Raw genomic sequence first — 14,967 nt, forward strand, 5'->3', positions numbered from 1 at the left:
CCCCGATTGCCGCAAGGAGGCCTGCGATGACCGAAACGACCCGAACAGAGGCAAGCAAGTTGATGACCGAAGTTGAGGGGATCAGCGGTGCGGTGTTGCCCGAACCGGCCCCGGCCGAAGCCGTGACCCCGCTGGAACAGGCCTCCCCGCAAGAGGCCGAAGGCATCCGCCAACGGATGGCCGAGCTGGACATGACCGACACGACCTCGATCGTGCAATTCGGGGCGCGCGCACAAAGCGATCTGCAATCGATCAGCCAGGAAATGCTCTCGGGTGTCAAAAACAAGGATGTCGGCCCCGCCGGAGACAGCCTGCGCCAGATCGTGACCACGATCCGCGGCTTTTCGGTGAGCGAGCTGGATGTGCGCCGCAACCGCTCGTGGTGGGAAAAACTGTTGGGCCGCGCGGCCCCCTTTGCCAATTTCGTCGCCCGGTTCGAAGAGGTCCAAGGCCAGATCGACAAGGTCACCGACACGCTGCTGAGCCATGAGCACAAGCTGCTCAAGGACATCAAGTCGCTTGATCTGCTCTATGACAAGACGCTGAATTTCTACAATGAGCTGGGGCTTTACATCGCGGCGGGCGAAGAAAAGCTGCGCGAGATCGACGCCACCCAGATCCCCGCGATGGAACAGGCTGTGGCCGATGCGCCCGAGGCCGACAAGGTGCTGCACGCGCAGGCCCTGCGCGATCTGCGCGCCGCGCGCGACGATCTGGAACGCCGGGTGCATGACCTCAAGCTGACGCGGCAGGTGACCATGCAATCGCTGCCCTCGATCCGGCTGGTGCAGGAAAACGACAAATCGCTGGTCACCAAGATCAATTCGACGCTGGTGAACACGGTGCCGCTCTGGGAGACCCAGCTTGCGCAGGCCGTCACGATCCAGCGCTCGCGCGAGGCCGCAGGTGCGGTGCGCGAGGCCAATGACCTCACCAATGAGCTGCTCAAGGCCAATGCCAAGAACCTGCGCGAGGCCAATGCCGAGATCCGCACCGAGATGGAGCGCGGCGTGTTCGACATCGAGGCAGTGAAATCAGCCAATGCCGACCTGATTGCGACCATCGAGGACAGCTTGCGCATCGCCGATGAGGGCAAGCGCAAACGGGCGGATGCCGAAAAGGATCTGGTCGAGTTGGAAGGCAAGCTGCGCCATACGCTTGCGGCGGCGAATTCGTCCAAACAGGCAGGCGGTGCCGTCTGATGAGAGCTGGGCGTGCCCTGCGCATCGTGCTCGGGATCGCGGGATGTCTCGCGGTCGCGGGCTGCGATGCGATGATGGGCTCGCCCAATGCCCCCAAAAGCGCACCGCGCCCGACCCCTGCGCCCAGCGGATTGGCCAGCTCTCAGGTGGCCCCGCGCAGCCAGCTGTCGCGCGAGATGCAAAGCTACTACACCAAGGTCACCGCCGAGATGGAGGGGCGCGGCCTGCTGCGCACCGATGTGGCGCCGCGCGATGCGCCCTTCAATCAGCGGCTTTTGGTACGCGATTTCATCCACACAGCGCTGTATGACGAATATGCACCCTCGCGCGGCGGTTTCGTGGCGCGTCAGACCGTCTCGAAACTGCGCCGCTGGGAGGCTCCGGTGCGCATGGAGCTGGAATTCGGCGCCTCGATCCCGCTGAAGGATCGCGCCTCTGACCGCGCCGAGGTCGGCGCCTATGCGGGCCAGCTTGCACGGGCCTCGGGCCATCCGGTCCGCACCGTCGCGCGCGGCGGCAATTTCCACGTCTTTTTCGTCAACGAGGATGAGCGGCGCAACCTTGCCCCGCGCCTGCGCCAATTGGTCCCCGGAATCGACGCGGCCTCGGTCGATGCGATCACCGACCTGCCGCTCTCGACCTATTGCGTGGTCTTTGCCTTCTCCCAAGGCGACAGCGCGGTCTACAGTCAGGCGGTCGCAGTGATCCGGGGCGAGCATCCGCCCGCTCTGCGCACCAGCTGCATCCACGAGGAACTGGCGCAGGGTCTTGGGCTTGCCAATGACTACCCGCGCGCGCGCCCCTCGATCTTTAACGATGACGAAGAATTCTCGCTGCTCACGCATCATGACGAGATGTTGCTGAAAATGCTCTACGATCCGCGCCTGCGCCCGGGTATGACCGAGGCGACGGCCCGTCCGATCGTTGAAACCATAGCCGCCGAAATGATGGCGGGTGAAAGCTGAAAGGACCGTAAGACATGGGCATTCTGGATTTCCTCTCGGGTGAGTTCATCGATGTCATCGGCTGGACCGACGATACCCGTGACACGATGGTCTGGCGCTTCGAGCGTGAGGGCCATGCGATCAAATACGGCGCCAAGCTGACGGTGCGCGAAGGTCAGGCAGCGGTGTTCGTCCATGAGGGCCAGCTGGCGGATGTCTTTGGCCCGGGCCTCTACATGCTCGAGACCAACAACCTGCCGATCCTGACCACGCTGCAGCACTGGGATCATGGCTTCAAATCGCCTTTCCAATCCGAGGTTTATTTCGTCTCCACCACGCGGTTCAACGATCTCAAATGGGGCACCAAAAACCCGGTGATGACGCGCGATCCGGAATTCGGGCCGGTGCGGCTGCGCGCCTTTGGCACCTATTCGATGCGGGTGAGCGATCCGGGTAAATTCCTGACCGAGATCGTGGGCACGGATGGCGAATTTACCGCAGATGAGATCAGCTACCAGCTGCGCAACGTGATCGTGCAGGAATTCTCGCGCGCGATTGCAGGCTCGGGCGTGCCGGTCTTGGATATGGCGGCCAATACGGGCGATATGGGCAAGCTGGTGGCAGAGGCCATCGCGCCCACGATCGCCGATTACGGGCTGAGCCTGCCGGAGTTCTATATCGAGAATATCTCGCTGCCCGAGGCGGTGGAGGCCGTGCTCGACAAGCGCACCTCGATGGGGATCGTGGGCGATCTGAACAAATACATGCAGTTCAACGCCGCCGAGGCGATGGGCCAGCCCGGATCGGGCGCAAGTGCGGGCATGGGTGCCGCGATGGGCGCGGGCATCGGGGCTGGCATGGGCATGGCGATGGGCGGCCAGATGGCGGGCCCTTGGGGGGCCGCTCCGTCGGCGCAACCCGCCCCGCAGCCTGCAGCCGCCGCCCCGCCGCCCCCGCCTCCTCCGCCGGTTGAGAAGGTCTGGCATCTGGCGGTCAACGGCCAGACACAAGGCCCCTTTGGGCGCGGTCATCTGGGCCGGATGGTCTCGGAGGGCGGTCTGACACGTGACAGCCTCGTGTGGACGCCCGGTCAGGATGGCTGGATGCGCGCCGAGGATGTGACCGAGCTTGCACAGCTTTTCACCATCGCCCCGCCGCCCCCGCCCCCCGCAGGCTGAGACGTTCAAGGACCGGATATGCTTGAGCTCTCCCACGCCCGACTCGCGCTCGCGTCGGCCCTCGGGCTTTGCTGTGACGCGGATGACCGGATCGCGACCCGCTCGAACGGTGCACCGTCGGTCTGCCTCTCCTCAATTCCGAAGGGGGCCAACCGATGACGCCGATCCCGAAAGTCGGACATCCATCCACGCCGGACGACCCCACGGGGCACAACACCTATCAATGCGAAAGCTGCGGGGCTGACCTGCGCTTTGCGCCGGGCGACACGCGATTGGTCTGCGATCATTGTGGCCATGTGCAAGACATCCCGACCGCCACGGGCCGCGGGCAAGCCCAACTCCGAGAGATCCCGCTGCAAGATGCGCTGGCCCGCGAATTGCCCGCCCCCGACATGGAGGAACACCGCTCGGTCTCCTGCCCCAGCTGCGGCGCCTCGATCGAGATGCAAAACGGGCAACACGCGACCGAATGCCCGTTCTGTGCCAGCCCCGTGGTTACCGATACCGGCACGCGGCGGTTGATCAAACCACAGGGGGTGCTGCCGTTCCAACTGACCGAGCAAGATGCGCGCGCGGCGCTCTCGAAATGGCTGGGCTCGCTATGGTTTGCCCCCAATGGTCTGTCACAATATGCCCGCCGGGGCCGCGCGATGAACGGGATCTACGCGCCGTTCTGGACCTTCGATGCCGTGACCCGCACGCGCTATACCGGCCAGCGCGGGGATGCCTATTACGAGACCCGCACGATCCAGACCGACAAGGGGCCGCGCACCGAGCAGGTCCGGCGCATCATCTGGACCCCGGTCTCGGGACAGGTCGCGCGGGATTTCGATGATGTGGTGATCTATGCCGCCCGCTCGCTCCCGCCGCCCTATATCGACGCGCTGCGCCCGTGGGATCTGACCGCGCTGACCCCCTATCAGCGCGATTATCTGGCCGGGTTTTCCGCCGAGGGCTACACGGTCGAGCTGCATGAGGGCCACCACACCGCTCAGGCCGAGATGGTGCGAGTGATCCAGACCGACATCCGGCGCGATATCGGGGGCGACGAGCAGCGCATTGGCGCGATGGAGCCGCATTTCTCGGACGAGACCTTCAAGCATATCCTGCTGCCCGTCTGGACCGCCGCCTATAAGTTTCGCGGGCGCTCCTACCGCTTTGTGGTCAATGCTCAGACCGGACGGGTGAAGGGCGACCGCCCGTGGTCCGCCTGGAAAATCGCCGCAGCCGTCGTCGCGGCCGTGATCGTGATCGGCGCCATCGCCTATTTCCAATCGCGCTGAGCGGAGCGGTCACAGGAAATTCCACAGCCCCGCCGTGGCCCCGCTTGACAAGGCGCCTGCCTTGCGCAAGAAAAACGCCACGGTGAGGGGCTGTAGCTCAGATGGGAGAGCGCGTCGTTCGCAATGACGAGGTCAGGGGTTCGATCCCCCTCAGCTCCACCAAGCCGTCTTTCCTGAAAGCGCCAGATAGTTTTGCCCGTTGGGTCAGAGGCCATGCTGCGCGCAGTTGATCGGTTTGGGAATCAGCCCTTTGACTCGCCGGCAGCGCTACGACTCGAAGCGGATTTCTGCGTGGGTGACATTGATCGACCCGAGCGGTTTTCTACATTCCGGCTCAATGACTTGGACGATCCACATAGCCAATGCCTCGGGCTGCCTCGACGGTCTCATCGCCCCGATCCGCGATCGAACATGCACAGGCCCGGACTAAAGCCGTCATCGAAGCAATCGGTCTCGATCTCCTCGTACAGGCTTGGCTCATAGCCGAGGCCGCAAGATTTCGCGACGGGCTCAAATCGGCATTTTAATGAGACCTATGGAATTTTGACGGCGCTCAGGATCCGATTTGCGAGTGGTGCGGTCCCTCTGGCTTGCAGTATCCAGCCCCAACGGAGATATGGGAAAATTTCATCTAATAAATCAATAACTTAAAAGATTTCCGACACAAAGCCGCGGCGCGACTGTGGATAGTCTATCCCCAGATTTCGTGTCTGCCCCCCGGGTTATCCACTAGAAATTGCTTTACAGGGCGCGCCCTTGGCCACACGATATGTGGTAGGGGACGGCGCCTCATACGCCTTTCCTTGTATAGCCGACGAGCCTTAGGGGAGCTGCACCTCGGGGCGCCAAAAAAAGGCAGGGGGATACGAGCATGGCACTGAGCGAAGACTATCTGAACGTCGAGGAGCTGCATCCGATCGACATCGTCGAGACGCTGGCCGAAGCCCATGCGTGGGAATTCGACCGGGTGACCGACGATCAGATCGCGATGGCCGTCGAGGGTCAGTGGCGGAGCTACTCGATCACGCTCGCATGGTCGGATTCCGACGAGACCCTGCGCCTGATCAGCACCTTCGAGATGGATCCGCCCGTCGCACGGGAGCCCGCGCTTTATGACCTGCTCAACCGCGTCAATGACCGGGTCTGGACCGGGGCCTTCACCTTCTGGGCCGATCAGCGCCTGATGGTCTGGCGGCACGGGCTGGTGCTCTCGGGCGGGCAATTGCCCGGGCCCGAGCAGATCGACCGGCTGATCGGGGCCGCCGTGGTCTCCTCGGAGCGGTTCTACCCGGCCTTCCAGCTTGCGACATGGGGTGAGCGCGCGCCCGAAGATGCGATGCAAGTGGCCATTGCGGAGGCCTATGGCCGCGCCTAGTCTGCCCCCCGAACCAAATAGGGGGTAACATGAGTTTCGAGACAATCTCCAAACGTGGTCTGGTGATTCTGGGCTGTGGCCGCATGGGCGGCGCAATCCTGCAGGGGCTGCTGTCGGGCGGGTTGCCCGCGCATTCCGTCCACGTGATCGATCCGCACCCTTCGGACTGGCTCAAGAGCACGAATGTCCAGCTCAACGGCACGCTGCCCGACAGTCCGGCGGTGGTGCTGGTGGCCGTGAAGCCGCAGATGATGGCCGATGCGCTGCCGCAACTTGAGGCGATGGCCAAGGGTGATACGCTGTTTCTGACTGTTGCTGCCGGCATCACGATGGCGGGATATGAGCGGATGCTGGGCGATCAAACCCGGCTGGTGCGCGCGATGCCCAACACGCCCGCCGCCATCGGGCGCGGTGTCACGGCCATTGTCGGGAATCCGAACGCAACCCCGGAGGATCTGGAGACCGCCGATGCGCTGATGCAGGGCGTGGGTCAGGTGGTCCGGCTCGAGGCAGAGGATCAGATGGATGCCGTGATCGGGGTGTCGGGCTCGGGCCCGGCCTATGTGTTTCATCTGATCGAGGCGATGGCGGCGGCGGGCGAGGCCGAGGGGCTCTCCGCCGATCTCGCGCTTCAACTGGCGAAAGCGACCGTGGGCGGTGCCGGGCAACTGGCCGAGGACAGCCCCGAGACCCCCGCGACGCTGCGTGAGAATGTCACCTCGCCGGGTGGCACGACGGCGGCGGCGCTTGAGGTGCTGATGGATCCAGAGACCGGCCTGCGCCCGTTGATGCGCCGCGCGGTGGCCGCAAATATTGCGCGCAACCGGGAGTTGGGAAAATGACCATCTCGTTTGACGATTTTCTCAAGCTCGACATCCGCGTCGGCAAGATCACCCGCGCCGAACCCTTCCCCGAGGCCCGCAAGCCCGCGATCAAGCTTTGGGTCGATTATGGCGATGAGATCGGGGTGAAGAAATCCTCCGCCCAGATCACCCGGCATTACACGCCCGAGGCGCTGATCGGGCGGCAGGTGATGGGCGTGGTTAATTTCCCGCCGCGCCAGATCGGCCCGTTCATGTCCGAGGCCTTGGTCCTTGGCGTGCCCGATGCCGATGGCGAGGTCGTGCTGATCGGTCCCGGTCAGGATGTGCCATTGGGGGGGCGGCTGTTTTGATGAAACTGCTCGTCACCCGCCAACTCACCCCCGAGGTCGAGGCCCGCGTCGCGGCCGAATTCGACGTGACCTTCCGCAACGGCGATGCGCCGATGGACGCGCAAGAGGCGCGTGCCGCACTGGCCTCGCATGATGCGCTGCTGGTCACGCTGGGCGATCAGCTCAGCGCCGAGGCGTTCGCGGGGGCTCCGCGCGCCAAGATGGTCGCAAATTTCGGGGTGGGCTATAATCATATCGACGTCGCGGCGGCGACAGAGGCGGGTGTCACCGTCTCCAACACGCCGGGTGCTGTGACCGATGCCACCGCCGATATCGCGCTGATGCTGCTCTTGATGAGCGCGCGACGGGCGGGTGCCGGAGAGCGCTTCGTGCGCCGTGGCGATTGGACCGGCTGGACGCCCACGCAGTTTCTGGGCACCCACGTCTCAGGCAAAACGGTGGGCATCATCGGGCTGGGCCGGATCGGCACCGCAATCGCCAAGCGCTGCCATTTCGGCTTCGGCATGGAGGTGCTCTACACCAAGCGCAGCCCCACCGATCCGGGCTTCCCGGCGCGCCATGTCGATCAGGACACGCTGCTTGCGCAGGCCGATTTCGTGGTGATCGCAGTGCCCGCAAGCCCTGCCACGCATCACCTGATCGGGGCGGCACAGATCGCGCAGATGCAGCCGCACGCGCATCTGATCAACATTGCGCGCGGCGATATCGTCGATGAAGCCGCCCTGATTGTCGCCCTGCAGTCGGACACGATCGCCGGGGCCGGGCTCGACGTCTATGAGCGCGAACCCGAAGTGCCCGAAGCCCTGCGCGCGATGGAGAACGTGACGCTTTTGCCGCATCTTGGAACCGCCGCCCTTGAGGTGCGCGATGCGATGGGCCATATGGCGCTCGACAATCTGATCGCCTTCAGGGATGGGCGCGTGCCGCCCAACCGCGTCACGCCTTGACCTTTTCCCTCCTTGGCGGGACTGTTCGCCAAGGAGGACTTCATGCATCAAGCCGTTATTTCCGGAACGGGCGTCTACACCCCCGAGCACGTCATCACCAATGCCGAGCTGGTCACCGCGTTCAACGCCTATGTCACGCGGTTCAACAGCGAGAACGCGCAGGCCATCGAGGCGGGAACTGTTGAGGCCAAGGCCCCGTCCTCGGAAGAGTTCATCCTCAAAGCCTCCGGGATCGAGCAACGCTACGTGTTGGAAAAGACGGGCATTCTCGATCCAGACCGGATGTATCCGCATTACCGCCAGCGCAGCGATGACGAGCCGGGCCTGATGGCCGAGATCGCGCTCAAAGCCTGCGAGACGGCGCTCGCGATGGCCGGGCGCACCGGCGCGGAGATCGATCTCGTGATCTGTGCCGCCTCCAATATGGAGCGCCCCTACCCCGCCGTTGCCGTCGAGATCCAGAAGCTCTTGGGCGCGGGCGGCTTCGGGTTTGACATGAATGTCGCCTGCTCCTCGGCCACGTTCGGCATTCAGGCCGCCGCCGATATGATCCGCACCGGATCGGTCCGCCGCGCGCTCGTTGTGAACCCCGAGATCACTTCGGGCCATCTCGAATGGCGCGACCGCGATTGTCATTTCATCTTCGGCGATGTCGCCACCGCCACGCTGATCGAGCGGCGCGACGAGAACAGCCAAGGCTTCCTGATCCGCTCGACCCGCTGCGCCACGGAATTTTCCAACAATATCCGCAACAATAACGGCTTCCTGCGCCGCACCCGCCCCGATGGTCTGGCCGACCGGCGTGATATGCAATTCATGCAAGAGGGACGGAAAGTCTTCAAGGAAGTGATGCCGCTGGTGGCCCAACACGTCCATGACCACCTTGACGAGGCCGGGATCGAGCCTTCGGCACTGCGCCGCCTCTGGCTGCATCAGGCCAATAAGACGATGAATGATTTCCTTGGCAAGAAAGTGCTCGGGCGCGCGCCGGAGCCGGGCGAGCAGCCCAATATCTTGCAAGATTACGCCAATACGTCCTCGGCAGGCTCGATCATCGCCTTTGCCAAGCATTCCGACGACATCCAGCCGGGAGAGCTGGGTCTGATCTGCTCTTTCGGGGCGGGCTATTCGGTGGGCTCGGTCGTGGTCGAGAAACTCTAGATCCGCTCGCCCATCGCTTCGCGCCAATGACGGCGGCACAGGCTCACATAGGTCTCGTTGCCGCCGATCTGCACCTGATCGCCGTCGCGCAGAGCCCGACCATCCGCACCCATTCGCACCACCATTGTGGCCTTCTTGCCGCAATGGCAGATCGTGCGCACCTCGCGCATCTCATCGGCCAGCGCCAAAAGCGCAGCCGAGCCCGGAAAGAGATGCCCCTGAAAATCCACCCGCAGCCCGTAGCACATCACCGGCACGCCCAGATCATCGACCGCGCGCGCGAGTTGCCAGACCTGCGCTTCGCTGAGAAACTGCGCTTCGTCGATGAACACGCAGGCGCAGGGGCCGCTTGCCAGACGGGCGGCGAGCATCGCGAACATATCGGTTTCGGGGTCGAACTGCTCCGCCTGCGAGCCAATCCCGATCCGGCTGGCGATCTCGCCCACGCCCGCGCGGTCGTCAAAGCGTGAGGTGACAAGCATCGTCGCCATGCCGCGCTCGATATAGTTATGCGAGGCCTGGAGCAGCAGCGTGCTTTTGCCAGCATTCATCGTGGAATAATGGAAATACAGTTTGGCCATGCGCCTTCGATTAGCGCCCCGATGCGCTTTGGGCAAGCCATGGTTCAGCTGCGATCGGCACTGTCCATCCAGATTGTGATCGGCCCGTCATTCAGAAGGGCGACCTTCATATCCGCTCCGAACTGCCCGGTCTGCACCGGCAGGCCAAGGCTCGCCAGATGGGCTGCGAAATACTCATAGAGCCGCGCGCCGTCCTCGGGCGGTGCGGCGCTGGAAAAGCCGGGCCGGTTGCCGCGCGAGGTATCTGCGGCCAGCGTGAACTGGCTCACCACCAGACAGGCACCGCCGATATCGCGGACCGAACGATTCATCTTGCCCGCGTCATCCTTGAAGATCCGCAGCTTGGCCACCCGTGCGGCCAGCTTCTCGGCCTGCTCCTCCCCATCGCCCGCCATCGCGCAGACAAGGATCAACAGCCCCGGCCCGATCTCGGAGATCCGCGTCCCCTCGACCGTGACGGAGGCCTCGCTCACCCGCTGGACAAGCGCCCTCACACCAGCTCCGAGGCCCAGGGCGGATTGGCACCGGCCCGGCTGACCACGACCGCCGCCGCTGCCACGCCCAATTCCAGACAGGCCTGGACCAGCGCCTCATCGGCCTGCGCCACAGAGGCCTTGTCGAGAGCGCCTGCCCGGTCGAGAGCCGCCAGCACGCCCGCATTGAACGTGTCGCCCGCGCCCACCGTATCGACCACCTCGACGCGGCGCGCGGGCGCGAAAATCGAATGATTGGCCGAAAACCCATGCGCACCGGTCGCGCCCTCGGTCACGAAGACCAGCTTGGCACCACGCTCCAAGAGCTTTACGGCATGGGTCTCGATCGTGCCCGGCCCCTCGATCCAGCGCAGATCTTCGTCCGAGATCTTGACGATATCGGCCGCCGCCATCATCCGCGCCAGCCGCGCCCGGTAGCGCGCCTCATCGCGGATGAAGCCGGGCCGGATATTGGGGTCGATCATCGTCACGCGCTGCGGTGCCTCACGCAGCATCAGCGCCTCGTAGCTCGCCCCGCAGGGCTCCACCGGCAGAGAGATCCCGCCAAAGAACAATGCGCGCACAGCGTCCGGCACCTGCGGCAGGTCCGCCTCCGAGAGCATGCGCCCGGCGGTGTTCTCATCGTAGAACGCATAGCGCGCATGGCCGTCGACCAAGGTGACAAAGGCCAGCGTCGTGGGCCGGTCAGAGCGCGCAGACAGCCCGGCATCCACACCGGACTCCGCCAATGCATTCACCAGCATCTGGCCGAAAAGATCATCCGAGAGCCCCGAAAAGAACCCCGATTTCGACCCAAGCCGCCCCAGCGCGATGGCGGTATTGAACACCGCCCCGCCCGGATAGGGGGCAAAGGCTCCCTCGCCCTGCACGCTCTCGCGCGGCAGCATGTCGATCAGGGCTTCTCCACAGCTCAGGATCATCTCGGACCTCCCGTTGATTGCGCTAACATCGCTACACCGCCCAGCCACATCCGACAATCCCTTGGCTTTCGACTTCGTGCAAATATCCCGGGGGTGAATTTTGCCCCAAGGGCAAAAGAGGGGGCAGCGCCCCCTCCCCCGTGCTCAGTCATTCCGCCGCATAGGCCTCGACGGGCGGACAGGTGCAGATCAGGTTGCGATCGCCAAAGACGTTGTCAACGCGGCCCACGGGCGGCCAGTATTTATCGACCCGGAAGGCACCTGCGGGGAAGCAGCCTGCCTCGCGCGAATAGGCGCGGTCCCAATCGGCCACAAGATCCTCGACGGTGTGGGGCGCATGGCGCAGCGGGCTGTCCTCGGGCGTGATCTCGCCGCGCTCGACGGCGGAGATTTCGTCGCGGATCGCAAGAAGCGCTGCGATAAAGCGGTCGATCTCGGCCTTGGTCTCGCTCTCCGTGGGCTCGATCATCAGCGTCCCCGAGACCGGAAAGCTCATGGTCGGGGCATGGAAGCCGTTGTCGATCAGCCGTTTGGCAATGTCATCCACGGTGATGCCCACTTCGGTGAAGCCGCGCGTGTCGAGGATGCATTCATGCGCCACCCGACCGCGATTGCCCATGAACAAGATCGGATAGGCCGCCTTGAGGCGTGCTGCGATGTAATTGGCATTCAGGATCGCCACCCGTGTCGCCTGCGTCAGCCCCTCGCCGCCCATCATCAGGCAATAGGCCCATGAAATCAGCAGGATCGAGGCCGAGCCATAGGGGGCCGCACTCACCGCGCCCTCGCCGTCCTGGGTTTGCGAATGCCCCGGAAGGAAAGGCGCCAGATGCGCGCCCACACCAATCGGCCCCATGCCCGGACCACCGCCGCCATGCGGGATCGCGAAGGTCTTGTGCAGGTTGAGGTGGCTCACATCGCCGCCGATCTCGCCGGGTTTCACAAGCCCGACCATCGCGTTCATATTGGCCCCGTCGATATAGACCTGCCCGCCATGGGTATGGGTGATCTCGCAGACCTGCCGAACGGTTTCCTCGAACACGCCATGGGTCGAAGGATAGGTAATCATGCAGGCGGCCAGCTTGTCGCCTGCCGCTTTCGCCTTGGCTTCGAAATCCTCGATATCGACATCGCCATTGGGCGCGGATTTCACGACCACGACCTTCATCCCCGCCATCTGCGCAGAGGCCGGGTTGGTGCCATGCGCCGACATCGGGATCAGGCAGATATCGCGCTGATCATCGCCGCGCGAACGGTGGTAGGCCGCAATCGTCAGCAACCCCGCATATTCGCCCTGCGCGCCCGAATTGGGCTGCATCGAGAAGGCGTCATAGCCGGTGATCTCGCACAGCTTCTCGGTCAGATCGGCAATCGCCTCGTGATAGCCCTCGGCCTGATCGGCGGGCACAAACGGATGGAGCGAGCCAAATTCCGGCCATGTAAGCGGCATCATTTCGGCGGCCGCATTGAGCTTCATCGTGCAGGAGCCCAGAGGAATCATCGCCCGATCCAGCGCCAGATCGCGATCCGACAGGCGGCGCATATAGCGCATCATCTCGGATTCCGCGCGGTTCATGTGAAAGACCGGATGGGTCAGATACGCGCTCTCGCGCAGCATCGCCTCGGGCACGCCCAGCCGTCCCGGCTGCGGCCCACCCATCTCGATCCCGAACGCGTCGAGCAGACGCCGGACGATCCCCTCATCGGTGGTCTCGTCAATCGAGATCCCGACCCGGTCGCGCCCGACCTTGCGCAGGTTGATCCCGCGATGGCGTGCGGCGGCCATGATGCCTTGCTGACCCACCCCTACGCGCACGGTGAGCGTGTCGAAAAACGCCTCTGGCTCAACCTCGGCACCCGCCGCCCGCAGCGCATCGGCCACCTGCGTGGTGATGAAATGCACCCGCTCGGCGATGGCACGCAGACCCATGGGCCCGTGAAACACCGCATAGAAGCTCGCCATTACCGCCAGCAGCGCCTGCGCGGTGCAGACGTTCGAGGTGGCCTTCTCGCGGCGGATATGCTGCTCGCGGGTTTGCAGGCTCAGCCGGTAGGCGCGATTGCCGCGCTTATCGACAGAGACACCCACGATCCGACCCGGCATCGCGCGCTTCATGCTGTCTTGGCAGGACATGAACCCGGCATGCGGGCCGCCATAGCCCATCGGCACTCCGAAGCGCTGCGCCGAGCCCACCGCGATATCCGCGCCCATCGCGCCCGGCTCCTTGAGCAGGCAGAGCGCCAGCAGATCCGTCGCGACAATCGCCACGGCCTTTGCCTCATGCAACGCGCTGCAGGCATCGGTGAAATCGCGCACATCGCCATAGGTGCCGGGATATTGGAAGATCGCCCCAAAGACCGCCTCGGCCTGCAGATCCTCCGGCGCGCCCACGATCACCTCGATGCCCAAAGGTGCTGCGCGGGTACGGATCACGTCGATGGTCTGCGGGTGGCAATCGCGATCCACGAAGAACGCGGTCGCCTTGGATTTCGACACGCGCTGCGCCATCGCCATGGCTTCAGCCGCCGCCGTCGCCTCATCGAGCAGCGAGGCATTGGCGACCGGCAGCCCGGTCAGATCCGACACCATCGTCTGGAAGTTCAAAAGCGCCTCAAGCCGCCCCTGCGCGATCTCGGGTTGGTAGGGCGTATAGGCGGTATACCAAGCGGGGTTTTCCAAGATATTGCGCTGGATCGCGGGCGGCGTGACCGTGCCGTAATAGCCCTGCCCGATAAGGCTTACCATCACCCGGTTCTTCTTGCCGACCTCTTGCATCTTTTGCAGCAAGCCATATTCAGTCAGCGGCGCCCAGCTCAGCGGGCTGTCCTGCCGGATCGATTTCGGCACCGTCTCATCGATCAGCGCATCGAGGTCACGCGCCCCCACCGCCTTGAGCATCTCGGCCATCTCACCGGGCGCAGGCCCGATATGGCGGCGATTGGCGAAGTCATAGGTGTCGTAGGTCGTGGGGGTAAAGCTCATGGCGTCCTCAATTGTGGCAGACGATATTGATCAGCGTTCCGGTCGGATCGCGCAGATAGAAGCGGCGCACGCCCCAAGGCTCCGAGACCGGGCCATAGGGGATCTCGGCGCCAAGGGCACGGGCCTTGGCCAGCACCGGCTCCAGCGCGTCGACCGCGACCGAGATCTGGGGCAGCTCGGTTCCCGAACCGCCCTGAGAGGCCACGCTCAGCTGGACCGGGGCGCTCTCGCCCGTGCCCAGCGTCGCGATAAAGCCGTGATCCATCAGCAGATCGAGCCCTAGCAAGTCGCGATAAAACGCAGCGAGCGCCGCCGGGTCATCACTGTGCAGATTGGCTACGATCCGTTGGACCGTCATCCGATGAAGTCCTTGTAGGCGGCCTCATCCATGAAGTCGTCCAGCGCAGAGCTGTCGGCGAGCTTCATCTTGAAGAACCACGCCTTGCCGGTCGGGTCCTCATTCACGAGGCCGGGATTGTCGGCCAGATCCTCGTTGATCTCGACGATCTCACCATCAAGCGGCGCCATGATGTCAGAGGCGGCCTTGACGCTTTCGATCACGCAGATCTCGTCGCCCTTGGACACTTCTGCGCCGGGCTCAGGCAGCTCGACAAAAACGACATCGCCCAGTTGCTCGGAGGCATGGGCGGTAATGCCGACGATCACCAGATCGCCCTCGGGCTTGAGCCATTCGTGGTCTTGAGTGAATTTCATGTGGGGTCTCC

The 14,967-nt window shown here is 64.1% G+C and carries 15 protein-coding genes and 1 tRNA gene; 10 read left to right on the forward strand and 6 right to left on the reverse strand.

Features of this window, described 5'->3' with window-relative positions:
• Positions 1-26 precede the first annotated feature (26 nt).
• The 10 genes from DL1_RS07895 to DL1_RS07940 all read left to right on the forward strand — a co-directional run bounded on the left by DL1_RS07895 (position 27) and on the right by DL1_RS07940 (position 9,264).
• On the forward strand, positions 27-1,202 hold the full coding sequence (locus tag DL1_RS07895; protein ID WP_038064615.1) for a toxic anion resistance protein: 1,176 nt from the start codon (positions 27-29) through the stop codon (positions 1,200-1,202).
• Positions 1,202-2,167: a DUF2927 domain-containing protein gene (locus DL1_RS07900; RefSeq protein WP_038064616.1), complete on the forward strand. Its 966-nt coding sequence runs from the start codon at positions 1,202-1,204 to the stop codon at positions 2,165-2,167. Before DL1_RS07895 ends, DL1_RS07900 begins: the two co-directional genes overlap by 1 nt.
• 14 nt (positions 2,168-2,181) lie before the next feature.
• Positions 2,182-3,324: an SPFH domain-containing protein gene (locus DL1_RS07905; RefSeq protein ID WP_038064619.1), complete on the forward strand. Its 1,143-nt coding sequence runs from the start codon at positions 2,182-2,184 to the stop codon at positions 3,322-3,324.
• Between the two features lie 155 nt (positions 3,325-3,479).
• Positions 3,480-4,607 carry a TFIIB-type zinc ribbon-containing protein gene (locus tag DL1_RS07910; protein ID WP_245739555.1) on the forward strand — a complete coding sequence of 376 codons (1,128 nt, stop codon included), beginning with the start codon at positions 3,480-3,482 and terminating at the stop codon, positions 4,605-4,607.
• Positions 4,608-4,693: 86 nt separating this feature from the next.
• Positions 4,694-4,769: transfer RNA gene (locus DL1_RS07915), tRNA-Ala, on the forward strand.
• Positions 4,770-5,478: 709 nt separating this feature from the next.
• Positions 5,479-5,982, forward strand: a complete 504-nt coding sequence (locus DL1_RS07920; protein WP_038064621.1) for a type III secretion system chaperone family protein — start codon at positions 5,479-5,481, stop codon at positions 5,980-5,982.
• A 29-nt stretch (positions 5,983-6,011) separates the two neighbouring features.
• Positions 6,012-6,824, forward strand: a complete 813-nt coding sequence (proC, locus tag DL1_RS07925) for a pyrroline-5-carboxylate reductase (protein ID WP_038064623.1) — start codon at positions 6,012-6,014, stop codon at positions 6,822-6,824.
• Positions 6,821-7,156: a tRNA-binding protein gene (locus DL1_RS07930; protein WP_038064626.1), complete on the forward strand. Its 336-nt coding sequence runs from the start codon at positions 6,821-6,823 to the stop codon at positions 7,154-7,156. The genes proC and DL1_RS07930 overlap by 4 nt, the downstream gene beginning before the upstream one ends.
• A complete protein-coding gene (locus DL1_RS07935; protein ID WP_038064629.1) occupies positions 7,156-8,103 on the forward strand; it encodes a 2-hydroxyacid dehydrogenase in 948 nt (315 codons plus the stop codon). Before DL1_RS07930 ends, DL1_RS07935 begins: the two co-directional genes overlap by 1 nt.
• Positions 8,104-8,145: 42 nt before the next feature.
• Positions 8,146-9,264: a beta-ketoacyl-ACP synthase III gene (locus DL1_RS07940; RefSeq protein ID WP_038064632.1), complete on the forward strand. Its 1,119-nt coding sequence runs from the start codon at positions 8,146-8,148 to the stop codon at positions 9,262-9,264.
• Here the strand turns inward: DL1_RS07940 and DL1_RS07945 are convergent.
• From DL1_RS07945 to gcvH, 6 genes are all read right to left on the reverse strand, one after another.
• A complete protein-coding gene (locus DL1_RS07945) occupies positions 9,261-9,845 on the reverse strand; it encodes a thymidine kinase (protein ID WP_038064635.1) in 585 nt (194 codons plus the stop codon). The genes DL1_RS07940 and DL1_RS07945 overlap by 4 nt on opposite strands.
• A gap of 44 nt (positions 9,846-9,889) precedes the next feature.
• Positions 9,890-10,339 carry a D-aminoacyl-tRNA deacylase gene (dtd, locus tag DL1_RS07950; RefSeq protein WP_038064639.1) on the reverse strand — a complete coding sequence of 150 codons (450 nt, stop codon included), beginning with the start codon at positions 10,337-10,339 and terminating at the stop codon, positions 9,890-9,892.
• Complete coding sequence (locus tag DL1_RS07955; RefSeq protein WP_038064642.1) at positions 10,336-11,259, reverse strand: carbohydrate kinase family protein; 924 nt, start codon at positions 11,257-11,259, stop codon at positions 10,336-10,338. The genes dtd and DL1_RS07955 overlap by 4 nt, the downstream gene beginning before the upstream one ends.
• A 148-nt stretch (positions 11,260-11,407) precedes the next feature.
• Complete coding sequence (gene gcvP / locus DL1_RS07960) at positions 11,408-14,242, reverse strand: aminomethyl-transferring glycine dehydrogenase (RefSeq protein WP_038064644.1); 2,835 nt, start codon at positions 14,240-14,242, stop codon at positions 11,408-11,410.
• A 7-nt stretch (positions 14,243-14,249) separates the two neighbouring features.
• On the reverse strand, positions 14,250-14,600 hold the full coding sequence (locus DL1_RS07965; protein ID WP_038064647.1) for a VOC family protein: 351 nt from the start codon (positions 14,598-14,600) through the stop codon (positions 14,250-14,252).
• Positions 14,597-14,956: a glycine cleavage system protein GcvH gene (gene gcvH / locus DL1_RS07970; RefSeq protein ID WP_038064649.1), complete on the reverse strand. Its 360-nt coding sequence runs from the start codon at positions 14,954-14,956 to the stop codon at positions 14,597-14,599. Before gcvH ends, DL1_RS07965 begins: the two co-directional genes overlap by 4 nt.
• Between the last annotated feature and the right edge of the window lie 11 nt (positions 14,957-14,967).

The sequence above is a fragment of the Thioclava dalianensis genome (assembly GCF_000715505.1).
In the GTDB taxonomy this organism is placed as follows: Bacteria; Pseudomonadota; Alphaproteobacteria; order Rhodobacterales; family Rhodobacteraceae; genus Thioclava; species Thioclava dalianensis.

Coding starts and splice junctions, on each gene's coding strand:
- proC (WP_038064623.1), top strand. CDS start 6,012: ATGAGTTTCGAGACAATCTCCAAACGTGGTCTGGTGATTCTGGGCTGT.
- DL1_RS07965 (WP_038064647.1), bottom strand. CDS start 14,600: ATGACGGTCCAACGGATCGTAGCCAATCTGCACAGTGATGACCCGGCG.
- gcvH (WP_038064649.1), bottom strand. CDS start 14,956: ATGAAATTCACTCAAGACCACGAATGGCTCAAGCCCGAGGGCGATCTG.
- DL1_RS07905 (WP_038064619.1), top strand. CDS start 2,182: ATGGGCATTCTGGATTTCCTCTCGGGTGAGTTCATCGATGTCATCGGC.
- DL1_RS07945 (WP_038064635.1), bottom strand. CDS start 9,845: ATGGCCAAACTGTATTTCCATTATTCCACGATGAATGCTGGCAAAAGC.
- DL1_RS07930 (WP_038064626.1), top strand. CDS start 6,821: ATGACCATCTCGTTTGACGATTTTCTCAAGCTCGACATCCGCGTCGGC.
- gcvP (WP_038064644.1), bottom strand. CDS start 14,242: ATGAGCTTTACCCCCACGACCTACGACACCTATGACTTCGCCAATCGC.
- DL1_RS07895 (WP_038064615.1), top strand. CDS start 27: ATGACCGAAACGACCCGAACAGAGGCAAGCAAGTTGATGACCGAAGTT.
- DL1_RS07940 (WP_038064632.1), top strand. CDS start 8,146: ATGCATCAAGCCGTTATTTCCGGAACGGGCGTCTACACCCCCGAGCAC.
- DL1_RS07955 (WP_038064642.1), bottom strand. CDS start 11,259: ATGATCCTGAGCTGTGGAGAAGCCCTGATCGACATGCTGCCGCGCGAG.
- DL1_RS07935 (WP_038064629.1), top strand. CDS start 7,156: ATGAAACTGCTCGTCACCCGCCAACTCACCCCCGAGGTCGAGGCCCGC.
- DL1_RS07920 (WP_038064621.1), top strand. CDS start 5,479: ATGGCACTGAGCGAAGACTATCTGAACGTCGAGGAGCTGCATCCGATC.
- DL1_RS07910 (WP_245739555.1), top strand. CDS start 3,480: ATGACGCCGATCCCGAAAGTCGGACATCCATCCACGCCGGACGACCCC.
- DL1_RS07900 (WP_038064616.1), top strand. CDS start 1,202: ATGAGAGCTGGGCGTGCCCTGCGCATCGTGCTCGGGATCGCGGGATGT.